Raw genomic sequence first — 23,278 nt, forward strand, 5'->3', positions numbered from 1 at the left:
TTAAAAAATAAATTCGCTGCTAATCCACTGTTGAAAGACAATCGAATGGTTAAAATTCATGCAAAAAGTTGGTTAATGCCGACGAGGATAAACCGTTTTCTAATCCAATCAACAATTTCAAACGAGCCTTTTGACCGTTGACCGCTCGTGCAAAAATAGCACCGGCCTTTTCTAATTGAATTCCACCACCCAGGTAGTCATAGACGGGTTCGGCAATGCCGTTATAAGAACGAGAAACAATAACAACTGGAATATCAGCATCTAATAACTTCTGCACCCCACGGGCCGCGTCCTCCCCTAAATTACCGGCACCCAAGGCTTCAATAATGATGCCATCGATGTGTTCACTCTCAGCAAAAAGCGAGAGAATTTGACCGTCCATCCCAGCGTAAGCCTTCATAACCGGAATTTTCTTGCTAACATCAGCAATTGGATAGGTCATCGTCTTTGGTAGATCGTAAAAGAAGATAATCTGACGCTTCGTAATCATCCCCATTGGTCCAGAAATGGGTGATGCAAAAGTCGCTACGTTCGTGGCATGAGTCTTAGTTACAAAGCGGGCCGCATGAATTTCATCATTCAACACGACCATGACACCACGGTTAGCCGCTTCACTATCAATCGCAACCCGAAGCGCTGATTGGAAATTATAGAGACCGTCGGATCCAAGTTCATTCGAGGAACGCATGGCCCCGGTCATCACAATGGGAATGGCCAAATCAAGTGTTTTGTCCAGGAAAAAAGACGTTTCTTCGAGCGTGTCCGTTCCATGTGTTATCACAACTCCGTCATAGTCCTTGTCAGCATCCTTGAGACGGTTATAGAGCTGCAACATGTGCTGGGGCGTAATATGCTCTGAGGGCAAATTAAAGATGTTTTCAATGTCAAGGTCGACAGCCGGCAAATCAAATTGCGCTTGATTCAATGGGTTCTCAACCCCAACTTCAACATCGCCGTCTTCATCAGCGTGCATGGCAATGGTCCCGCCAGTATGCAAAACTAGAATTTTTTTCATGATTCGTTCTCCTTTGGACGTGGTTTAATCGTTAATTGCCTCTCAAAAGCGGCCATTTTCTGAATAAAACGCTTTTCTTTTGGTTGAAAGCCAAGCTGCCGGTCATATAAATAGTCCACCACTCGTTGAATGCCACGCTTGGTAACCGGTGACAAATTGACTTTTCCCATCTTTGCAAGATCAATTGTTGAAAAAAGTCGCAAGTAATAAACCGTTTTTTGGTCTAAATGAAGGCGATGGTCATCCATGTCGAAATGAGCCTTTTCAATAATCCCGTTGTATTTTTCTGAATAATCAAAATCGCCAGTCTGTGCGCCGGACAACGGATCCCGCTGCCAATTCGGTGAAATGCCAAAAACCGGTAATAGTTGTAGCTCCACAACGTTAGCAATCACTTGGGGATCCTTTTGTGCATTTAATTGGTCAAAGGCGGCCAACGTCTTAGCATACCATTCTGGCTGCGGCACGTTTTCTTCAAACGCCACGGTCAAATCCTTTGCAATTAGAGCCGCGTAAGCCGCAGTCGTGAGGTCCACTACCACGTTTTTATAAATGCGACTTTCCTGAACAGAATTAATGAAGGCCAAGCCCTGTTGATTCTTAGGGTAAGCCCCGTCCACCACCAACCAGGTGAAGGGCTGACTCACTGCCGCCAACTGCGATTTTTGTTTTTTGGCACCACGTGCCATGGCCGTGATGATTCCCTGCTCCTTTGAGAAAATTTTTACTAGCAGATCATTTTCTCGATATGGCATAGTGTTTAGAATAAGTCCTTCAATCAGTGCCATGGCTGCCCCCCCTTTCAAAAAATGATAATGTACGAAAAAGCGGCCAGTATGCGACCAGCCGCAATGTCTTATTTAATTTAAAAGTCGTCCTTGCGATAACCAAGTGACTGCAAGGCCTGTGGACGGTCACGCCAGCGTTCTTCAACCTTCACCCAGGTTTCCAAAAAGACACGTGAACCGAGCAAACGCTCGATATCCTTACGAGCACGGGTTCCGATTTGTTTAATCATCTTCCCCTGCTTACCAATCACGATGTTCTTTTGCGTTGGTCGCTCCACGATAATGGAGGCTTGAATGTGGACAATCCCATCGGCTTCCGTCGCAATTTTGTCAATGACCACGGCTACCGAATGAGGCACTTCTTGTTGCGTTAATTGCAAGACTTTTTCACGAATCAATTCCGAAATAACGAACCGTTCTGGGTGATCCGTCAATTGATCAGAATCAAAGTACTGTGGGCCTTCGTCCAGGTCCTTGATGACCGTTTCTAGCAATTCAGGAACGTTGTCACCCTCAGTTGCTGAAATAGGGAAAATTTCCGTCCATTCAGGAGCATCTTCTTGGTAAGTCTTAATGACTTCAAAAAGGTCTTCCTTCTTTAACAAGTCAACCTTGTTCACCAAAAGAAAGATTGGCGTATTCTTCACTTCTTTCAAGCGATTAATAATAAAGTTATCACCCGCCCCACGCTTCTTTGAAGCATCGACCACAAACCAAATGGCATCGGCTTCATGAAGGGCAGAAAAGGCAGACTTCACCATGTAATCACCCAATGAATTTTGTGGCTTATGAACACCGGGTGTATCAATAAAGACAACTTGGGCGTCATCTGTCGTGTAGATTCCCTGAATTTTATTACGAGTGGTTTGCGCCTTGTTCGACATGATGGCAATCTTTTCACCAACAATGCGATTTAGAAGCGTTGATTTACCAACGTTTGGCCGACCAATGATGGCCACGAAACCGGATTTAAATCCTTCTTTTGTCATGAATTATCCTTTCAAACGATGAATGAAACGTGAAAAATCAGTTTGGATACCGAAGAAATGCCAGAGATGGGGCTGGAAAATGATGAAGAGAATCACCATTTCGGCAGCAACCGAAACCAAGACCATTCCTGCGGAGACATCTTTTACCAAACCAGCGAGGGGATGGTAGCGTTTATCAACCATGAGGTCAATCACCGCTTCCACAACCGTGTTAACAAATTCGCCGTAAATGGCTAGAAAAACGCCAATGACCACCCACAACCATTCGGAACGGTTTAACCCAAGGTAGAGGCCACCAGCCAAGACAACGAGAGCAAAGCCGACGTGAAAGCGCATGTTGCGCTCCCGTACAAGAACGAGAAAAATCCCCTTTAGTGCATTAAAAAGCGATTTAAAAAAATTACGATTACGACCGGTTTCACGCCCATGCTCCGAAGAAACCTCCACTTGTTGGCTCTTCTGCTGAACCTTGTTTGCTGAGTCCAGTTCGTCTTGGAAAGTCGCAAGTTCGTCACGTTGGAGGTTATCCCCCCGCTTAGCGTCGGAGTCCATAGTCATCTAAAATATTCCTTTGCAAATCAAACATTTCTTTCTCTTCTTTTTCACCCAACATATGGTCATAACCATTAAGGTGTAAGAACCCATGAACGACAAGGAAACCCAATTCCCGCTCAAAGGAATGGCCGAGGTATTCAGCCTGACTCTCAATAATGTCAACGGAAACTAAAATATCGCCAATGTTCTTAGCAATTTCTTCATCCATTTCTTCGTCGTCCAAAATTGGGCTATCATCGCCGTCTTCTTCAATGGCGAAGGAAATGACATCTGTTGGTTTATCAAGTCCGCGATAATCGCGGTTATATGCCTGAATGGCATCGTTATTCATAAACGTCACGGACATTTCAGTGTTGTCAGGCAATTTTAAATATCGACCGGCATAGTCTAAAACATAAGTCACCAAGTCTTTATGGTACTGCGTGACCCCGTCTTTGGTTTGATCAATTAACGCTAAATCCATTATGCTTTTCCTTCTTCACGTGCTTGTTTTAAAGCTTTGATTTTTTCATCTGCTTCGTCGTAGGCAGAAACTATCTGGCCAACCACTGGGTGTCGAACGACATCTTGACTGTCAAAGTGGACAAAGTCAACCCGATTCAATCCTTGCAAGATTTTTTGGGCTGCTAACAAGCCGGACTTCACGCCCTTTGGTAAATCAATCTGCGATGGATCGCCATTGACAACCATTTTAGATTGGAATCCTAAACGAGTCAGCACCATCTTCATTTGGGCGTTCGTGGTGTTTTGCGCTTCATCAACAATAATAAAAGCATCATCGAGCGTTCGACCACGCATGTAAGCCAGTGGCGCAATTTCTAAAACGCCTCGCTCAATTAAGCGCTCCACATGTTCGGCACCGATTAAGGTATTCATCGCATCATAAATTGGCCGCATGTATGGGTCAACTTTTTCTTTTAAATCACCTGGCAAAAAGCCAAGTGACTCACCCGCCTCGACAGCCGGTCGAGCAATAATAATCCGCTCGACGTCGCCTTTTTTAAGCGCTGCCACGGCCATTGCCACGGCCAAGAACGTCTTACCGGTACCAGCAGCCCCAATCCCAAAGGTTAAATCATTGTGCTTGATGGCAGAAACATATTGCCGCTGTCCATAGTTTTTCACACGAATGGCACGACCACGTCGGTCTTTTAGAATAGATTCTTGGTAAAAGTCCAAGAAGTACTCCAACGTTCCCTTCTTAGCCATTGTTGTAGCAGAAACAACATCAGCCGGACCAACCGACACCTGCTTTTTTACTAATTGTGTTAACACGTTCAAAACAGAAAGCGCCTTCGATACAGCCTCCTCATCACCTTCAATGGCTACTTGGGTGCCACGAGTGCGTAGGGAAACTGCTAATGCTTCCTCAATCAGGATGAGCAGTTGATCGTTAGCACCAGTTAAGACGCTTTGCTGTTCAACGTTTTGAAAGGTAAAAATCTTTTCGTTTTGTTTTGTCAAAAATCATATCCCTCATTTGCTTGGAACTTTCTTCATTTTAACACAAAAAAAGCCCGACAGAGTCGGACTTTTCGTGATTTTTACAGCTCTAATTAGAGTGTTTCAACAGAAACGTTGTTAGCTGACTTTGTCTTGTCAAGTGGGGCAACTGTCATCACAACAATCTTGTCACCTGATTCGGCCAAACCTTGGTCCTTTGCAACTTGCTTAGCTTCAACAATCAAGTCATCAACTGACTTTGGTGTTTCGGCCAAGATAGGAAGAACGCCGTTGTTCAAAGTCAAACCACGTTGTACGCGTTCTTCAGCAGTCAAGGCAACGATTGGTGCCAATGGACGGTGCTTTGAAACCATACGAGCTTCGTAACCAGTGTCAGTCAAAACAACAACGGCCTTGGCTGAAACTGAATCAGCCAAACGAGCAGCTGCTGAAGCAACTGATTCAACTGAATCGTTGTGGTAGAACGTGTCTTGGTGACGTGAGTAAAGAGGCAAAACAGTTTCTGCCTTTTCATCCAACTTAGCCATCATTGTAACAGCTTCAACTGGGTATTCACCGTTAGCTGATTCACCAGACAACATCGTTGCATCAGTACCATCCCAAACCGCGTTGGCAACGTCAGATGCTTCGGCACGTGTAGGACGTGGGTTGTCTTCCATTGAGTCAAGCATTTGAGTGGCAGTGATAACTGGCAAACCACGCTTGTTCATGTTAGCCATCATTTCCTTTTGAATCAAAGGAACGTTTTCGGCAGGAATTTCAACACCCATGTCTCCACGAGGAATCATCAAACCGTCAGATACGTCCAAGACAGCATCCAAGTTGTCGATACCTTCTTGTGACTCAATCTTAGGAATGATTTGAACATGTTCCATGTTCTTTTCCTTCAACAAAGCACGGATTTCCAAAACATCTTCAGGCTTACGAACAAATGAAGCCGCGATGTAGTTGATTTCGTGATCCAAACCGAAACGAATGTCATCAGCATCCTTTTCAGTGATACCTGGCAAGTTGATTGATACGCCAGGGGCGTTAACACCCTTACGTGAACCAAGCAAACCATGGTTATCAGCCTTTACGACCAATTCCTTGTTAGCTTCGTCCTTTTCCATGATAGTCGTTCCAAGCAAACCATCATCAAAGAGAACCTTTCCGCCAACCTTTACATCATCGAACAAACCTGGGTAAGTAACGGCGATCTTGTCGTGTGTACCTTCCAAGCTTGCGTCCATTGAGATGCGGAATACATCACCAGTGGCGAATTGAATCTTACCATCTGCTTGCTTCGTGGTACGGATTTCCGCACCCTTCGTGTCAAGCAAACGTCCAACAGTCTTACCAGTAATCTTTTCGGCTTCAGCCACCTTTTGCATGCGGCCCAAGTGTTCTTCATGATCACCGTGGGAGAAGTTGAAACGGAATACGTTAGCACCAGCTTCAATTAACTTCACAATGGTTTCGACATCATTTGATGACGGACCAAGCGTTGAGACGATTTTCGTCTTTTTCATGGGTATATTGCTCCTTTGATATCTTGGTGAGTTGCGACAAACAACTTCCTACAGACATTGTAATACACTAGGCAACCATTTCACAAGCTAGAATCTAACCTTTTTCTTTAAAAAGGACATTTTTCTCGCCAAAGATGCTTTTTAGTTGGCTAAAAACCGTGCTGTCATTTGATAGTGCATATTGACTTGGTAAATTTTGTCGCTTACGAGTACTTGGCCAGTAAAGGGTAACCAGATGATGACCAGCATGGCGCTTCATTAATTCCCAAAGCGCTGCCTTCTGCTTTTCTTCGACCGTTTCATCAGTTAAACGCAGAAACCAAGTGCCGCCTTTTCCGGAAGTTTCCGCCTTTTTTACGAGGTCATCCGAACTTCGTTTAGCGTTCCCCTCATCAGGATTAGCAACTTGTATTTGATTCGCAATCAAGGAAAGCCCCTGCCGTTGCTCAGTCTTTCCGGCAACTTTCAGAACACGACCGACTTTTAATTGTTCCGCCAAACGCTCGTACATTTTCGGAAAGACCGTGACATCGATGGAACCCGTCATATCAGAAACGGAAAGGAAGGCCATTTGGTCCCCTTTCTTCGTTTTAATCACCTTAACTTGTTTAACCAAGCCGTAGATTTTAACTTGCTGATTCGACTGCAAGTCAGCGATAACCTGCACTTCGTTTCGATCATAGTCACTTTGAAAGGCTTCCGTCGGGTGTCCCGATAAATTAAAGCCAAGCACCTCTTTTTCCTTTTGCAAGCGTTCAACCAAACCAAAGTCCGGTAAAAGTTTCATCTTGGTTTCTTGCAAAACCTGATCACCAAAGGCAGCGGCAGTCAACAAATCCTGCCAATTACCAATTAATTCAGCCCGATTAAAGCCAAAGTGATCGAAGGCACCGGCGTAGGTTAGCAGATTAAGAATTTTTTCTTTCCGCCATTTTTCAGGAAGAGCCAGCAAAAAGGCATGCAAAGTCTTAAATGGTCCTAACTGCTCACGAATTTGCAGGATATCTTGAACAAAAGGTGACGGCAGTCCAGCAAAATTGCCTAGCCCCATTTGTAAGGATTGGTCATCAATGGACCAGTCCGCTTGCGAACGATTGATGTCCGGGCCGAGGACCTTGATTTGACGTCGCCTTGCTTCTTGAAGATATCCCTGCGCTTTCGCTGCTCCTCCCTGATGGACATTTAGAAGAGCGGTGTAGAAAGCCAAGGGTGCATGGGCTTTTAAGTAGGCAAGGGAAAAGGATAATTCCGAATAAGCAACGGCATGGGACTTGTTAAAGCCATAGTTAGCAAACTGATCAATATAGGCAAAAAGTCGTTCCGCCTCCTGCTCACTATGCCCTTTCTGCTTGGCCCCCGCTAAAAAGCTTTCCTTTGCTTGCGCCATTTGCTTCAGCTTCTTTTTTGACATAGCCGACCTTAAAAAGTCCGCCTGGGATAAGCTAAACCCCGCATAAGCTTCGGCAACCTGCATCACTTGTTCTTGATAGACCAAAATACCGTAGGTATCGGCCAAAATTCGGTCCACAACAGGATCCGACTTTGGCACCGCCTCTTGACCTAGCCGGCGCTTAATAAAGGTTTCGATGTGCTGACTAGGACCCGGACGATACAGTGCAGTCGAGGCCGTAATCAAGGAAAAACGGTCAATTTTTAACCGGCGTAACATTCGCTGCATTCCGGGCGATTCAAATTGGAAGACGCCGTTTGTTTGACCCGACGCAAATAAAGCCAATGTTTCTTTATCCTCAAAGGAAATCTTTTTAATGTCAAAGTCTTGACCAAGCACCGGTGCGGCCAACGCCACGCCCTTCGCCAATATCTTCAAAGTCGTCAGACCAAGTACATCGATTTTTAACAGCCCAAGCTCTTCAACCGGCCCCTTCGGTAACTGGGTCATTAAATAGCCATCATTCCCGCGTTGAACTGGTAGCGTATCCACTAACGGCGAATCGGACAACACGACACCGGCAGCGTGCGTCGAGTAGTTACGCGGCAGATTTTCCATCTTAAGGGCTGTTTTTAACAGCAAGTCGCCAAATTCAAACTTTCGTAATTCAGGTTCAAGTCGGTTTTTGGGATCTGACAGGGTCTCATTTAACGAGACTTTTCGACCATTTTTACCAGCTGGTATGGTGTCCGTTAGTCTTTTTTGCGCTTTAGCGTCGAGTCCAAAAACACGGCCCACATCACGAAGAACTTGCTTTGCTGCCAAAGTACCAAAGGTGATAATTTGGGCAAAGTCTTCTTGACCGTACTTATCATGCAGGTAAGCCAACAATTCATCCCGCCGATCGTCTGGCCAATCAATATCAATGTCTGGCATTTGTGCACGTTCAGGATTCAAAAAACGTTCAAAAAGCAACCCAGAGCGAATCGGGTCAACATTGGTAATTCCCAAGCAATAGGCAACGAGTGAGCCAGCGGCAGAACCACGACCGGAACCGGTTTGAACGTGTTGGTTTCTGGCGAACTTTAAAATATCCCAGACAATTAAGAAATAGTCAGCAAAGCCCAAGTCAATAATGGCTGATAATTCCCGCTCTAAACGAGCTAAATAGGGTTGTGCATCTGAAATACTATCCAAGGCCATCCGCCTTTTCAAACCAGCTTGTGCTAGTTCCCGTAAAAAGTCAGCAGAAGACAAGGTGGAATCCTGCTGATAATGAGGTAAGGCAGGTTTTTTAAAGGTCAAAGAAACCGCCACCGAAGCAACAAAAGCCTCGTTGTTCTCGTATGCTTTTTTTAGGTGAAGGGTTTGTTGATACTCCTGTGCCAGTGTTGCTTGGTCTTTTAGGTAAAAAGCGCCTTTTTCGTGTGATAAACTGGGTAAGTTTTCAAGCTTTGTTCCGGTATCAACGGCCCGAAGTACCTGAGTCGTAAAGGCATCTTCTGGGTTCAAATAATCAACACGGTCCCAGGCAATCAGTGGCAACTTCTTTTTATCTGAATAAGCCGTCAAAGACTTTTGCTGAACGAAGGAAAGTTGCGGATTAATACCAAGGTACTGTTTTTCGACTGAACCAATCTGGCTGGTCAACTGTTCCAAATAATGGTCAGCAGCGGGATCGGACGAAGTAATGAGTTGCCCTAATTCTGATTCAGGCGTCAAAATGAGCGCCACCCCTTCGAGGTGCTTGGCCAACATCGACCAAGTCATTGGCTGGTCATCAAGGGTCATCTTTGTTGAGGATAGATACAGTAAGTTTTGGTACCCCTTTTGGTTGTAGGCCGACAACAAAACCGGAAAGGTCGTTGCCAAGTTCACGAGACCGTTCACCATCAATTGGACAGAAAAAATGGGGAGCACGTCCCGTTTCTTGGCTTCCTTGTAAAAGTCAACGAGCGAATACATGACGTTCTTTTCGGCCAATGAAACTGCTTGGTACCCACGTGCCTTGGCCGTTTCAACGATTTGGTTGACACTACTAGGACTTTGCAGTAATGAATAGGCGCTTTTTACCTGAAGCGGTGCGTACATGGGAACCTCCAATAAAAATAGACAATTAGCTATGTTTATTATACCGAAATTTTGTTCTCATCGTCGGTCAATCTCTGGTCAGTGCACTTGAAATCAATTGTTTTTCACCCTCTTTTTGACAAAACAACTTGACCAATTCTAAAAGAGGCGTAAGATTGTCAGTAAATAAAAAAGGTGGTGAAAAAATGCGCTATATCGTAACCGCAATCTGGTCGGCACTCTTTGGATTGCTGCTCGGCTACTTAATTGCTCAGATGACCAGTGTTGCTTATAATCCGGCAATGTCTGCACTCGTTACCATTATTATTGGTGAATTGGCAACGGTTGTAGTTCCCGCCATTTCAAAAGAAAAGAAGACAGCAAAATAAACTATTTAATTTAAAAAGGACTTTTTGAGAAAATAATCTCGAAAAGTCCTTTTTTGTGTTTCAAATCACGGTGATTTTATTGAACGGCCTGCTGAACAATTTCTAACAAAACAGCTGTTGCTTGTTCCATTACTTGTTCAGAAACAAATTCAAAGCGACCGTGCATGTTTTCACCACCAGCAAAGAGGTTGGGGGTTGGTAAGCCGAGGTAAGTAATCTTTGAACCATCGGTTCCACCACGAACTGGTTCAATCTTTGGTTCGATGCCGAGCGCCTTCATCGCGCTCTCAGCTAACGCGACGACTTCTTGATGATCTTTCAGTACATCCCCCATGTTATAGTACTGATCTTGTATGTCCACATGCACTCGTTCGGTTTCAAAACGTGTATTGAGTTCATCGACAATCAAGCGTAGCCCTTCTTTTTTGGCTTCAAACGCTTTTTTATCGTGGTCACGAATGATGTAGGCCATCGTTGCTTCATCTGGTGTACCATCTAGTGAGCAAAGATGGTAAAAGCCTTGACGCCCTTCCGTCTTTTCAGGTCGCTCATCTACAGGTAATTCATTGTGCAAATCAATGGCCAATTGCAAGGCATTAACCATGGTATCTTTGGCCGTACCTGGATGAACGTTGCGACCCGTAATATTAATCTTGGCACCCGCAGCGTTAAAGGTTTCCCATTCCAGTTCACCAAGTGGACCACCATCCACTGTATAGGCAAAATCAGCGCCAAAACGCTCCACATCAAACTGGTTAGCTCCCCGACCGATTTCTTCATCCGGACCAAAGGCAAAGGCCAAAGGCCCGTGCTTGACTTCTGGGTGGGCCATCAAGTAATCAATTAATGCAAAAATTTCAGCGACACCCGCTTTATCGTCGGCGCCAAGTAACGTCCGGCCATCAGTCGTAATTAAATCGTGTCCCTTATAGTTTTTCAAATTAGGAAAATCTTTTGGATCAAGAACATATCCAGAATCGCTCAATGAAATAATCGAAGCTCCGTCATAATTCTTTACTTCTTGTGGCTGAACGTTCTGGCTTTCAAAGTCGGCTGTATCAACGTGTGAAATGAAGCCGATGGTTGGTACGGCAACACTGTCGACATTTGCCGGCAATTTTGCAAAGACGTATCCGTCAGCCATGGTTTGCACATCGGTTAATCCAAGGGCCTGCAATTCATCGGCTAGCTCTTTCAAAAAAGCCACTTCTTTAGGATCAGATGGCGTACTCGTCGACTCCTCGTTCGAGCGAGTATCCACCTTGACAAAACGCTTAAATCGTTCAATTAACTTCGGAAACTTTTCAGACATCATAACCTCCTACAGGTATCGATATGGGTCAGTGTTTACTTGGCTAGTCACAACAGACAAATCCTGGGAAAACCACTCACGGACTTTTTCTGCCATGGGTTCTTTGGCAATGGCCTCCATGTGGTGATCCGGGTCCAAAACGGCAAAATCCTCAGCCAAGACATCATGACCAACGTGATAATACAAATCAGCCGTGACGTACAGGTCAGCACCCGCTGCCTGTGCTTGAGGCCAAAACTTGCCTCCGTCCCCACCAAGAACGGCGACCCTTTGAATCATTCGGTTAGGATCATTGGCGATTAATCGAACGGCCGCTACCCCACACTTACTTTTGACTTGCCGTGAATAATCCGCCATCGAAAGCGGCTTTTTTAAGGTCCCGATTCGACCTAAGCCTGCTTTTGGATTCCGCTCATCGACTACTAGTGGTGTTGCATCCTCAATGTCAAAAGCCGTGCAAAGCCAATCATTCAATCCACCAGCTGCCGCATCTAAGTTGGTATGGGAAGAATAAACCACAATGTTTTGTTTGATTAAGTCAGCGTACATCTTGTTTTGCGGATTCGACAAATCCAGATTTTTGGCCGGAAAAAACATTGGTTCATGGTGCGCCCAAATAAAATCAACTTGCTGCTCAATCGCCTCTTGAACCGTTTCCGGTCGTACATCCAAAGTCGTCATCACACGGTGAATGGCTTGTTTGGGATCCCCAATCTGTAAACCAGTTGGATCCCCCTCTTCCGCCAGCTCTTTCGGTGCGAAAGATTCGATTTTTTGAATTAAATCACTCGCTAGAATCATTAATCAAGCTCCTTTTCAATCTGACCAACCGCCCGTTTTACTTCCGCGTATTTCATACTGTTGGTCTGCTGGGCTTCTTCGAGTCTTTTCAAAACCAACGCTAATCTGTCTCGCTCATGCTGCCACTTGGCCACAAAAACCGGTCCCTTGTCCTTTCTCAAAAAAGGACCAAAAGTCAAATCTTCAGCAGATAGTTTCTGTTGTCCAGGATGCGCCACGATGATTTCATAGCGATGGACACCCTCAGCCACCATTTTTTCTTGAGAAATCCGGTACCCATTTTGAACTAACCAAGCGCGCAGAGCATCCTGATCAGTATTGGGTTGGAGAACAAGTTGCTGAAACGGTCCGAGTGCCTGACCATCCTCTAAAATTTTTTTAATTAACAAACCACCCATGCCGGCAATGACAACCGTTTCCACCTCATCTGTTTTCGACAGGGCCGCTAGACCATCGGCTAAACGACAATCGATTAAACCAGTCAATCCCTGTGAGAAAACAGTGGATTTGGCGTTTTGCAAAGGCCCCTCCGCCACTTCACCGACGATGGCCTTGGCAACTTTTCCTTGTTCGACCAATGCACTGGCTAAATAGGCGTGGTCCGAACCAATATCGGCCATCTTTTGCTTCGCTTCGACCAATTGGGCGACCGCTGCTAGACGCGGGCTCAACTTAATGTGGGACATGGATATTCTCCTTTAATTATTCACTTTATTATACTGTTTACCTAGGCAAACGACAAGGTAAATGAGAAACAAATTAAAAAACCGCTTACGCGGTTTTTTAAGACAATAAATTCTTAACGGGTGCAAAAGTCTTTCGATGAATCGGGGTCGGTCCTAGTGTTTTTAGGGCCAGCAAATGCTTTTTTGTTCCATAACCATCGTTATTAGCAAAGTCGTACCCCGGATACTCTTTATCATAAGCCACCATGATGGCATCACGCGTAACCTTCGCTAAGATTGAGGCTGCACCAATTGTATTGGAGCGCGCATCGCCCTTAATTAGCTTCCATTGCGGGAGAGGGACATCCACAACCATGGCATCGACCAGCAAATAATCAGCCGGAACCGCCAAAGCCTCCACCGCCTGCTTCATTGCTTCACGACTCGCTTCATAAATGTTAATTTCATCAATCCGTTCAGCAGAAACGATACCCACACCGTAGGCAATCGCCTTTTCTTTGATTTCGTTGACAAGAAGATCCCGCACCTTCTCGGATAGCTGCTTTGAATCAATAACACCGTAAACATCAAAGTCCCTTGGTAAAATGACGGCAGCCGCTACCACTGGACCCGCAAGCGGCCCCCGTCCCACTTCATCGGTACCTGCCACCGCTTGGTAGCCCTGCTCCCAAAGTTCGGATTCAAAGGAAAAACGAGTCATGAAATCGGCTTTTTGTTTGGCTGCTCTTTCAATTCGCCGGTCAAAAGAGCGGAGTGCCGCTTGGACCCCTGCACGCGGATCCAAACGCCAAGCGGTCAATCGTGGATCATCATGTTGGGCAGTTTTTAAAGCCGTTCGAATTGTCGTAATGGTTTCAGTCATGTTCGCGATCCAATGTATAGCGCCCTAATTTCCCTGAGCGAAGGTCGTTTAACATCCGGACAGCGGCCTTATCATAGTCGTCCTTAAAGCCGAGCTTCTCCGTGATGGTCAACAAAAGATCAACATCCGATAAATCAAAGGCGTCGGCATTCAAATGATAACGGTCAATGATGGCCTGTTGATTGTAATTTCGAAAATAGGCCAGCATCGAAAGCGCTGCATCATCTTTTGCAAAAATTGTATCCTTGACCGCACCAGTCAAGGCCAACCGTTGCCCAATCTTTTGATCTTCAAACTTTGGCCAAAGAACACCTGGAGAATCCAAAATTTCGAGACCCGTTGCCGTTTTCAACCAAGCGACTTTTTTGGTTACCCCCGGTTTATTGGCCGTAATGGCGACGTTCTTTTGCACGAGGTGGTTTAACAAAGTCGATTTACCAACATTTGGAATACCAGCCAGCATGACACGAATTGGCCGGTTCTTAATGCCTTTGGCTTCTTGTGCGGCCAACTGTTCTTTCAACACCTGCTTGGCGGCCTTTGTCATCACCTGAGCTGTTTTTGGACCACGAGTATCTAGTACAACAACGGCTAAGCCCTGTCGTTCAAAGTACGCTTTCCAAGCACTGGTCTCCTTTGGATCGGCCAAGTCAGCTTTCGTTAAAACAAGCAAACGTGGTTTCTTTTCAATGAGTTTATCCACTTCGGGATTACGTGAGGAAAGCGGTAAACGGGCGTCAACAAGTTCAAAAACAATATCGACCAGTGAAAGGTTTTCACGCATTAAACGAAAAGCTTTGGCCATGTGGCCAGGATACCATTGAATATTTTGTCCCATAATTCCCCCAAAACTAACGAGAAGCCTGGTACTCCGACCAGGCTTCATCAAAAATCGTCATTGACATTAGGTAAGGTGCATCCGTTTCCAAATAGTTCGAAATTTCATCAAAATCGGTTGATTGTTTTGGAAAAGAAGCATCCAAAAAGGCGTTATTTGCAAACTGTTGAATTTCAGTCGCAGCCACTGAATTACGGTTTGTCATCAACCAACCGTAAAAGCTTCGCGAACGACTAGGCATTTTGCATCACCCCAGTGAAGGTAAAGCGGTTGCCCTTTACGTCCAATTGATCAGCACGAACGGTCCAACCATTCTTCTTCGTCAATTGGTTCAAATCCAGGGCAATTTGCTGCTGATCAGGCTGAATCGTCACGCCCTTTGGACCAGAATACATGGACTTGATGTAGCCCATTGCCACGTTAACCGGCAAGTCCAACTTGCCTAACTCGACCTTCTTAACCGCCATTACGACGTTGCCATCAGCCGTTGTTTGAGGATCCATCGTTAACTTAGCATCCATCTTTTGACCAAAAATCGTTACGGTTGTCTGAGCCAAAACATCCTGGTCCGTTACTGTGACCGTGTACTTACCATTCGTTTCGTCTGTCAAATAAGTTTTTGACAAAGCGTTAATTTGATCGCGATTTAGCGTCAAATCAATATTCGTTGTCTTGTTATTGGTAACTGCCGTGTAATTAGCACGGGTTGGCACCAACGCCAAGTAGGCCGTGTAGGCACTCCCTGCTAAAATTGCTAGAACTAATAACCAAAAGAACCAAAACCATACGGAACGGCGCTTCTTCATAATCAAATACTCCTTCTTTTCCTTACTTATTCTGCTTCGAACAAAATGGCCAAAGCACCCAAACCAGTGTGTGTTGAAATGAGCGGAGTGGCGACCGAAACTAAGATATCAATATCCGGCCAAATTGCGTTTAACCGTTCAGCCATGGCTTGGGCTTCTTCAGGAATTCCGGCATGGGTTACACCAATGCCCTTCATCTGTTTGAAACCCTTCATCTTTTCAATCACGTCGTCGTTAAACTTGTTCAAAGTCTTCATCCCGCGGCCCTTAACAGCCACATCGACTTTTCCTTCCTTGTCAACAAAAGCACCGACCTTGATATTCAACAAATTACCAATTAAGCCCTGTGTTTTAGACAAACGACCACCGGCCACCATGTTATCAAGATTTCGGAAAGATAAGTAAATGTATGCATTGGCGCGGGCTTTTTCGGCAGCAGCCAACACTTCTTCCATGCTTCCACCGGCCTGGGCTACCCGGGCAGCAGCCAATACGACAAAGCCTTGTGAACGGTCCGCCGAATACGTATCAAAAGTCACGACTTCGTTCTTAACCATCGTGGCTGCCTGGTGCGCCGCATTCACGGTCCCGGACAATCCGGAAGAAATGTGCATGGACAGGATTTGAACGCTGTCATCACCGTCAGCTGCTTGCTCGTAAGCTTCTTGAAAAGCACCGATTGGAGGTTGAGAAGTCCTAGGAATCTCCTTACTCTTGGCCATCTCATCCAAAAATTCCTCGGGTGTTATCGTTACACCATCCTGGTAGATCGTACCATCAATTTCCACAGATAATGGAATAACCGGAATGTCAAAGTCTTTTAATTCTTGTTTTGTCAGTTTTGCGCCTGAATCAGTTACAATCTTAACCTTCGTCATTGCTGCCTCCTAGGCTTTCCGTTTATAAGTCAAAAATTTGATTTCATGTCCATTATCCTGCATCTCAACCTGATTAACCAGTGTGAAATCAGCAAAATTAACGGGCTCCATAAAAGTGTCTCCATCAAAGTCGCCTGCGACTTTGGTGATGGAAAGTTCCGTTGCCGTGGGCAGCAATGCTTTGTAAAGCTGTGCCCCACCAGCAACGGTTACTAGGTGATCCTTTGCCCACTCAGCGCGAATCAATCGTTGCAATTCTTCAAGAGAATGGACAACCGTCACTTCATCAAAACCAGGATCAAAATCCTGCTGTCTCGTTAACACAACGGTATGGCGGTCCTTCAATGGACGACCGATGCTATCCCAAGTCGCCCTCCCCATCAACATTGTTGAATGAAGCGTTTCGTTTTTAAAGTGTTTCAAATCAGCGGGAATCCGCCAAGGTAATTGACCATCTTTCCCGATGGCATGCCGATCATCTTCGGCCCAGACCATCCGCAATACTGGCATTCTACTGCTCCTTCACAAAGTCAAAAATGGCTTCTTGTTCGTTTTCTAGTCGACCCTCCACAACGGCCAGCTCGATGGCAGACAGTTGCTTGCCCAACAGAGGACCAGGCGTGGCAAGACCAGCTTTGATCAACTGTCCGCCGTTCACAGCCAAGTCCTTTGCCGACCAAATGGGAAGATTGAAAAACAGCTCCTCAATGTGTCGGAGGAGTGTTGGAGAAAATGACAAAATCTTCAAAACAGCCAACAAAGTCTCAGCTAAATCATTGATTTGATAGACGTCCCAAATGGTTAACGAATCAGCCTTTTGAATAGCCGGTGCTAACCGTCCAACCGTCGCCATGATTTCTCGTGAGAGCTTCCAAGAACGGAGTTCCTTCTGCAAGTCCACAGCGGGTCGCACAATCGTCGCTAAATAAAGAGTCCAGACTTGGGCAAGCGATTGAGGCTGCCTGTTTTGTAAATGGGAAGCTAGGTACAATAAGTGTTCATTTGTAACGAATTCCGCTTGACCAGGCAAATATGGCAACAGGTCAACTTCTACCATCGTTAATAAGGCCTGACCTGCTGCCTGCCCCATTAACATTTTTTCAAATTCAACTTGGATCCGCTCGACAGCAATCTTTTCGAGATTGGGCGCTAAGGCTTCCAGAGCCTCCAGCGTTTTCTCCTCGATGGTAAAGTCGAGTTTCGAGGCGAAACGCAGCGCCCGCATCATGCGCAAGGCATCTTCTGTAAACCGCTCCTTGGCATCCCCAACGGCCCGAATCTGCTTTTTTTCCAAATCTCCCAAGCCATTGAACAGGTCAATGACCTGACCATCCGCGTCCAAGGCAAAGGCGTTAATGGTAAAGTCGCGCCGTTTCAAGTCCTCTTCAAGTGAACGAACGAACGTCACCGAATCCGGTCGTCTAAAATCCGTATAGGTGGATTCAGTTCGGAACGTCGTGATTTCATACCCTTCGCCGTGATCTAAGACCATCACCGTCCCGTGTTGGATACCGGTGTCAACGGTTTTGTCAAAAATTTGTTTAATCTCTTCAGGGTAGGCCGAACTGGCGATATCAACATCATGGAGTTCTTGGCCTAAAATCATGTCGCGAACACAGCCGCCAACAAAATAGGCCTCATAGCCGGCCTGATTGATTTTTTCTAAGATCGGTTTGGCTGCCACTAACTGACTAGGTAATTCATCAAAATGCATACGCCACCTCAACTGTTCATTCTTACCAATATCTTAGCAAGAATTCAAGACAAATGCACGATTACCACTCGATTACTCAGAGAGAAATGCTTAGTAATCAGCTTCTAACTCTGCTAATCGATTAGCCAATTCCATTTCCTCAGGATTTAGTCGAACCGCTTTGGCCAAGGTTTCTCGCTCAGCCTGAACCTGACCACTTTCATGGTACCAATCGGCTAAATCATGCAAAAAGTCAACATCCTCAGGGTAATCATTCTTTGCCTGCTCAAAGTAACCGGCAGCCTTTTCGTCCTCTTCCTTAGCATGGTAGGCACGCGCCAAATCCCAGTTGAATTTGGGGTCAACCAGATCTTTCTCGTTCGCTTCTTCAATTGTCTTAATGACGGCATCGTAATCGTGTTGGGCCAAGTAAAAGTCGGCAAGTGCCGCAATACTGGTCAAATCCAAGTCGTCTAACGCCAGTGCTTTTTGGTAAGAAGACTCGGCCAATTGATCATCACCTGTTTGAAAAGCTAAGTTACCAGTTAAACGGTACAAGATTGGGTTCGTTTGATCGTAGGACAAGCCAGCTTGATAGGTCTGTAAAGCAGCCTTTTGTTCCCCTGACTTTTCCTGTGCTTGACCAAGCAATGGATATACGGACGTGTAATGCGGATCCTGTTCGAGGATTTCCTCATACAACTTAATGGCCTGATCAATGTCACCCTTCTCTTGATAAAGGAAAGCCAATTGAAACTTTGTATCGGTTGTTAAATCAATCGGTTTAATTTGTTCCAAATAGGCAATCGCATGGTCGACATTGCCCACGGCGGCGTAGGCGGTTCCAATCCGTGCCGCCATATCAACTTGTGCGATCCGACGTTGACCTTGTAGAAGCAGTTCACGGTAAAGCGCAATGGCTTTGTTATATTCACTCATGGCAAAATAAAATTCGGCTAGAGCAAAGGTAACGACTGGCTCATCAGGCGCAAGTTGGCGCGCTTGCTTTAAGGCAAACTCGGCGGATTCTTGTAACCCTTCTTGTTGGTACAAGTCAGCCTTAACCAACAGTGCCTGAAGATAAGCGGGTGAATCAGTCGGAATTTGCGCCAAATATTCTTGCGCCTCCTCCAACTGATCTTCTTCAATTGCAAGCTCGGCAAGAGCGGATTTCAACTGGTCCTCTTCTGGATGCTTTTCTAAAAGCTGTTGGTAGGCCCGTTTTGATTCTTCGACAAAGCCCATCGCATACAAATCTTCGGCGAGTGAAAACACCAAATCATCGGCATCCTCTTTCAAGGATTGTTCGAAGGCACGGTGGGCGCGATCAACCTGCCCAAGGTTTAAAGCACTCATCATTTCCTCTGCATTGCTTGTCATGTGCGCTTTCCTCTTTTCATTTTTAAACAAAAGTCTACAACCATTATAGCCTGTCAATCGTTAAGTATAAAGCATGGATTGCCACAATCCTTCCACCTAGACAAGGGACCAATTACCAAATAGACCAATTCATGTTAAACTATAAATGAACGTGCTGTGGCTTTTGTCAGCACCAAGCATTATTGAAAGGAGATGCCATGTACTCACTAACCAAAAAGCGTTGGCAAGCAATCAACGATCGCGATAGCGATTATGATGGCCGATTTATCTACGGTGTCATGACCGACCACCGGGTATGTTGCCCATCTTGTCAACGTGAAAAAGACTGTTCACCTGAAGATATTCGTATTTTTAAAACAAGTGATGAGGCGCTCTTTGAGGGATTCATCCCCTGTCCGGATTGTCATCCTTTCGGGGATTTGTCCGAAAAGGCCGAATTGGTCAATCAGGTGAAAGTTTACTTAGCCCATCATTACCAAGATCGAATCACCCTTGAATCATTGGCTGAAGCGTTTCAGGTTTCGACCGGCGTTCTTCACCGTGCCTTTATGACCCTTACTGATGAGAGCCCCCAAGCGTACCTTGTCCGTCTTAGGATGTACCACGCTAAGAAAATGCTACGTGATGGAAACGAAGCCGTCGCACTCATTGGCCTAAAAGTGGGCATTCCGAACCTCTCCTACTTTAACACCGTGTTCAAGCAACAGGTTGGGCAAACGGCGGTTCAATATCGAAAAAAAATAACTAAGCAAAAAGCGACTCACCTGTTCGGTGAGTCGTTTTTTAGTCATCATTTGCCAGTGACCAGTTAGGAAAGACATTGCCCTCCTCACGGTCTGAAGAAATCGTGTAACCATGTAGAATCGATTGTCTTGCAAAGTCAATCGACGTTTTCGCAGCATCTTTCAGTTCTTCATTTTGGGCCAGTCGAGCCGTTAACATGGCAGCCAGTGTGCAACCCGCACCATCCCGATAGTCGGATTGAATGAGCTTGTGACGGATAACAGCGGGATGCCCTTCTTCATCAACTAATAAGTCAACGAATTGGTCAGCCAAGACCTCGTCGCCAGCCTTAAACAAAATGGCACAGCGCGCAGACAAACTTAACTGCTTCGTAAAATTCAAAGCCGCTCCCTTAGACTTCGGAATTTCATCTTCTCCTAGAAGAGACATGGCCTCTCGCAAATTGGGAGTTGCGACCGTTGCTAACGGAAATAGCTGCTCAATATAGGCCTTGATGATGGAACGTTCCAAAGTCAAATTGCCCTCTTTAAAGAAAAGAACGGGATCAACAACCACTGGACCAATGTAATCTTTTAAGAAGCGAACAACCGAATGGATTTGTTCCAGCGAACAGAGTAAGCCGACTTTGATGGCATCAAAGTGATCCACTTGTCCGACCGAAGCCAATTGGGCATCAAAAGTTGACTGATCCACCGGCTTAATCCGAACGCCATCTTTTTCAATAATCGCTAAGGATGAAATAACGGAGAAGCCAGCCACGCCTTGCGTCGCAAAAGTCGCTAAATCAGCTTGGAGCCCACCCCCTGAAAGGGAATCAGACCCTGCAATTGTCAAGACTTTTTTGACCATACTTACCTTCATCCTCCGATAAAAAACGAGCTAAAGGGCCCGAAACTGTTGATTCATTACCGCCAACCAGCAACATTATTGCTTGCTGGTTTCTTTCTTAGACGGCTTGTCACCGTTTTTCTGAACATCGCTATCTGCCTTCGGCTTTTCCCATGAGACAAAGTCACAGTCAGGGTAACGGGAACAACCATAGAACTTTCGACCACGTTTGGTCTTGCGTTCAACGACCTGACCCTTATGGCACTTCGGGCATTCAATGCCAATTTCTTGGACAATGGCTTTGGTATTCCGGCAGTCAGGGAAACGGGAACAGGCGTAGAACTTGCCATACCGTCCCATCTTAACGACCATCGGTGCGCCGCAGACTTCACAATCCATTCCAGCCAGTTCATCATGCATGGTGATTTTTTCAAGCGTTTTCTCGGCCGATTCGACTTCCTTTGAAAACGGCTTGTAGAACTCATCGACAACCGGTACCCATTTTTTATCGCCCACTTCAATCTCGTCAAGTGAGTGTTCAACTTGGGCAGTAAACTTGGTATCCGTAATGTCTGGGAACTTATCATCCACAATGTTTTGAACGATTTCACCCAGTTCCGTGGGAACAAATTTACGGGCATCAACTCGAACATAGTTCCTTCGCTGAATCGTATCAAGCGTTGGCGCATAAGTTGATGGACGACCAACCCCGTTTTCTTCTAAGGCTTTAATCAAAGCCGCTTCCGAATAACGAGCTGGTGGCATCGTAAAGTGTTGCTCCGGATCCGTCTTCGCCAAATCAACAACGTCCCCTTCTGCCAAATCTGGCAGTAAGTTATCCTTTTCCTTAGCAGCAGGATACGCTTTGGTAAAACCAGGGAACTTCGTCTTTGATCCATTGGCGTGGAAAAGCACCCCGTTTTGCTCAACCGTGACGGCCATTGTATCAAGAATTTCAGGTGTCATCAAGGAGGCAACAAAACGAGACCAAATCAAGGAATAGAGCTTGAATTGATCAGGGGTCAGCTTGTCCTTAATCGATGATGGTGTCTTGGTCACATCCGTTGGTCGAATGGCTTCGTGGGCATCCTGGGCCCCTTCCTGTGGGGTTCCCGCAACGGGCTTATGGCTTGAATACGCCTCACCCCATTCATCATGAATGTACTGCGCTGCTGCGTTTTTTGCCACGGCAGACAGACGGGTCGAATCAGTACGCATATAGGTAATCAGTCCAACCTGGCCCAAACCACGACCGAGGTTAATTCCTTCATACAGTTGCTGCGCCGTCATCATGGTTTTCCGTGTTCGAAACTTCAGCTGCGTGTTAGCCGCTTGTTGCATCGTTGAGGTTGTGAACGGTGGTTGTGGTGAACGCTTTCGTTCCTTAGCCTTAACGGCCGAAATCGTAAAGGGCTTTTCTTGATCAAGCTGTTTCATCACGTCCTGAACGGCTGCATTGTCGGGCAAGGGTTGTTTCTTGCCAGCAAAGCCGTAAAAGTTGGCTTTGAACTTGGAACGGCCCTTCTTAAATTCGGAATCCAAGGTCCAATACTCTTCCGGTCGGAAGGCCTGAATTTCTTTCTCACGAGCAATAATCAAGCCCAAAGCAACTGATTGAACGCGTCCTGCAGAAAGGCCTCGCTTCAGCGTCTTCCATAGCACGGGTGAAATGGAATACCCAACCAGTCGGTCAATAATTCGACGTGCCTGCTGCGCATCCACGAGGTCTTGGTTAATGGTCCGTGGTTCCTTAAAGGCGTTTTTAACGGTGTCTTTTGTAATTTCATTAAAAACAACCCGGTTGGCCTGTTCAGGATCCAAGCCAAGGATGTACTGCAAGTGCCAAGCAATGGCTTCCCCTTCACGATCCGGATCGGATGCGAGGTAAACTTGCTTTGCATTCTTGGCAGCCTTCTTTAGGTCCTTAATGACCGGACCCTTTCCCCGAATATTAATGTACTTTGGTTGGTAGTTATCTAGAACGTCAACGCCTAAAGTTGACTTTGGTAAATCACGGACGTGACCGATTGAAGCAACCACTTGATAAGTCGACCCAAGGTACTTTTCAATGGTTTTTGCCTTCGAAGGTGACTCAACAATCACCAGTTTTTTATTCTTAGCAGTCCTTGTTTTTTTGGCTGCTGTTTTCTTACGAGTCGTCGTCTTGCTCGTTTTCTTTTCTGCCACGACAGATCCTCACAGTTCTTCAAATTATCTGCATTATAGCATAGAAAGCGCAGAAACAAAGGCTCTTTCATCAGAATATTATAAAATAAAGG

The 23,278-nt window shown here is 45.7% G+C and carries 23 protein-coding genes; 2 read left to right on the top strand and 21 right to left on the bottom strand.

What is annotated here, in order from left to right:
• Positions 1–49: 49 nt before the first annotated feature.
• The 8 genes from IV71_RS01310 to IV71_RS01345 all read right to left on the bottom strand — a co-directional run bounded on the left by IV71_RS01310 (position 50) and on the right by IV71_RS01345 (position 9,803).
• Entirely contained in the window at positions 50–1,015 is a 966-nt protein-coding gene (locus IV71_RS01310) for an asparaginase (protein ID WP_010691713.1), read from the bottom strand.
• Entirely contained in the window at positions 1,012–1,803 is a 792-nt protein-coding gene (gene recO / locus IV71_RS01315; RefSeq protein ID WP_010691714.1) for a DNA repair protein RecO, read from the bottom strand. Before recO ends, IV71_RS01310 begins: the two co-directional genes overlap by 4 nt.
• A gap of 77 nt (positions 1,804–1,880) precedes the next feature.
• Complete coding sequence (gene era, locus IV71_RS01320) at positions 1,881–2,792, bottom strand: GTPase Era (protein ID WP_010691717.1); 912 nt, start codon at positions 2,790–2,792, stop codon at positions 1,881–1,883.
• 3 nt (positions 2,793–2,795) lie between these two features.
• Positions 2,796–3,350, bottom strand: coding sequence for a diacylglycerol kinase family protein (locus IV71_RS01325; RefSeq protein WP_010691718.1), 555 nt, complete (start codon positions 3,348–3,350; stop codon positions 2,796–2,798).
• Complete coding sequence (gene ybeY, locus IV71_RS01330; RefSeq protein WP_010691722.1) at positions 3,328–3,810, bottom strand: rRNA maturation RNase YbeY; 483 nt, start codon at positions 3,808–3,810, stop codon at positions 3,328–3,330. Before ybeY ends, IV71_RS01325 begins: the two co-directional genes overlap by 23 nt.
• Positions 3,810–4,811, bottom strand: coding sequence for a PhoH family protein (locus tag IV71_RS01335; RefSeq protein WP_010691724.1), 1,002 nt, complete (start codon positions 4,809–4,811; stop codon positions 3,810–3,812). Before IV71_RS01335 ends, ybeY begins: the two co-directional genes overlap by 1 nt.
• Before the next feature lie 92 nt (positions 4,812–4,903).
• Complete coding sequence (gene pyk / locus IV71_RS01340; protein ID WP_010691725.1) at positions 4,904–6,322, bottom strand: pyruvate kinase; 1,419 nt, start codon at positions 6,320–6,322, stop codon at positions 4,904–4,906.
• A 94-nt stretch (positions 6,323–6,416) separates the two neighbouring features.
• Positions 6,417–9,803, bottom strand: coding sequence for a DNA polymerase III subunit alpha (locus IV71_RS01345; RefSeq protein ID WP_010691726.1), 3,387 nt, complete (start codon positions 9,801–9,803; stop codon positions 6,417–6,419).
• Positions 9,804–9,988: 185 nt separating this feature from the next.
• Here IV71_RS01345 and IV71_RS01350 point away from each other — a divergent pair, with 185 nt between their 5' ends.
• Positions 9,989–10,171, top strand: coding sequence for a YjzD family protein (locus tag IV71_RS01350; RefSeq protein WP_029489907.1), 183 nt, complete (start codon positions 9,989–9,991; stop codon positions 10,169–10,171).
• 76 nt (positions 10,172–10,247) lie between these two features.
• Here the strand turns inward: IV71_RS01350 and pepT are convergent, their stop codons facing one another.
• The 11 genes from pepT to IV71_RS01405 form a co-directional block, all read right to left on the bottom strand.
• Positions 10,248–11,486 carry a peptidase T gene (pepT, locus tag IV71_RS01355; RefSeq protein WP_029489909.1) on the bottom strand — a complete coding sequence of 413 codons (1,239 nt, stop codon included), beginning with the start codon at positions 11,484–11,486 and terminating at the stop codon, positions 10,248–10,250.
• Positions 11,487–11,492: 6 nt separating this feature from the next.
• Complete coding sequence (locus IV71_RS01360) at positions 11,493–12,284, bottom strand: Nif3-like dinuclear metal center hexameric protein (RefSeq protein ID WP_010691729.1); 792 nt, start codon at positions 12,282–12,284, stop codon at positions 11,493–11,495.
• Positions 12,284–12,970 carry a tRNA (adenine(22)-N(1))-methyltransferase gene (locus IV71_RS01365; protein WP_010691732.1) on the bottom strand — a complete coding sequence of 229 codons (687 nt, stop codon included), beginning with the start codon at positions 12,968–12,970 and terminating at the stop codon, positions 12,284–12,286. The genes IV71_RS01360 and IV71_RS01365 overlap by 1 nt, the downstream gene beginning before the upstream one ends.
• A 97-nt stretch (positions 12,971–13,067) precedes the next feature.
• Positions 13,068–13,832, bottom strand: coding sequence for a ribonuclease HII (locus IV71_RS01370; protein ID WP_010691735.1), 765 nt, complete (start codon positions 13,830–13,832; stop codon positions 13,068–13,070).
• On the bottom strand, positions 13,825–14,670 hold the full coding sequence (gene ylqF / locus IV71_RS01375; protein WP_010691737.1) for a ribosome biogenesis GTPase YlqF: 846 nt from the start codon (positions 14,668–14,670) through the stop codon (positions 13,825–13,827). Before ylqF ends, IV71_RS01370 begins: the two co-directional genes overlap by 8 nt.
• A 13-nt stretch (positions 14,671–14,683) precedes the next feature.
• On the bottom strand, positions 14,684–14,911 hold the full coding sequence (locus IV71_RS01380) for a YozE family protein (RefSeq protein WP_010691743.1): 228 nt from the start codon (positions 14,909–14,911) through the stop codon (positions 14,684–14,686).
• Positions 14,904–15,476: a YpmS family protein gene (locus IV71_RS01385; protein WP_010691744.1), complete on the bottom strand. Its 573-nt coding sequence runs from the start codon at positions 15,474–15,476 to the stop codon at positions 14,904–14,906. The genes IV71_RS01380 and IV71_RS01385 overlap by 8 nt, the downstream gene beginning before the upstream one ends.
• Before the next feature lie 26 nt (positions 15,477–15,502).
• Positions 15,503–16,354, bottom strand: coding sequence for a DegV family protein (locus IV71_RS01390; RefSeq protein ID WP_010691745.1), 852 nt, complete (start codon positions 16,352–16,354; stop codon positions 15,503–15,505).
• Positions 16,355–16,363: 9 nt separating this feature from the next.
• Positions 16,364–16,864 carry a dihydrofolate reductase gene (locus tag IV71_RS01395; RefSeq protein ID WP_010691746.1) on the bottom strand — a complete coding sequence of 167 codons (501 nt, stop codon included), beginning with the start codon at positions 16,862–16,864 and terminating at the stop codon, positions 16,364–16,366.
• Between the two features lies 1 nt (position 16,865).
• Positions 16,866–18,068, bottom strand: a complete 1,203-nt coding sequence (locus tag IV71_RS01400; protein ID WP_010691747.1) for a CCA tRNA nucleotidyltransferase — start codon at positions 18,066–18,068, stop codon at positions 16,866–16,868.
• A 90-nt stretch (positions 18,069–18,158) separates the two neighbouring features.
• A complete protein-coding gene (locus tag IV71_RS01405) occupies positions 18,159–19,457 on the bottom strand; it encodes a tetratricopeptide repeat protein (RefSeq protein ID WP_438284661.1) in 1,299 nt (432 codons plus the stop codon).
• Positions 19,458–19,624: 167 nt separating this feature from the next.
• Here IV71_RS01405 and IV71_RS01410 point away from each other — a divergent pair, with 167 nt between their 5' ends.
• A complete protein-coding gene (locus tag IV71_RS01410; RefSeq protein WP_056994993.1) occupies positions 19,625–20,239 on the top strand; it encodes an Ada metal-binding domain-containing protein in 615 nt (204 codons plus the stop codon).
• On the opposite strand, the gene IV71_RS01415 is transcribed toward IV71_RS01410, so the two are convergent.
• Together IV71_RS01415 and topA are read right to left on the bottom strand one after the other, a co-directional pair.
• Entirely contained in the window at positions 20,211–21,020 is an 810-nt protein-coding gene (locus IV71_RS01415; RefSeq protein WP_010691751.1) for a hydroxymethylpyrimidine/phosphomethylpyrimidine kinase, read from the bottom strand. The two genes, IV71_RS01410 and IV71_RS01415, sit on opposite strands and share 29 nt — an antisense overlap.
• Before the next feature lie 75 nt (positions 21,021–21,095).
• Positions 21,096–23,186 (bottom strand): type I DNA topoisomerase, encoded by a 2,091-nt coding sequence (topA, locus tag IV71_RS01420; RefSeq protein WP_010691753.1) that lies wholly within the window; start codon positions 23,184–23,186, stop codon positions 21,096–21,098.
• Between the last annotated feature and the right edge of the window lie 92 nt (positions 23,187–23,278).

The sequence above is a fragment of the Fructobacillus fructosus KCTC 3544 genome (assembly GCF_001438695.1).
GTDB classification, from domain to species: Bacteria; Bacillota; Bacilli; order Lactobacillales; family Lactobacillaceae; genus Fructobacillus; species Fructobacillus fructosus.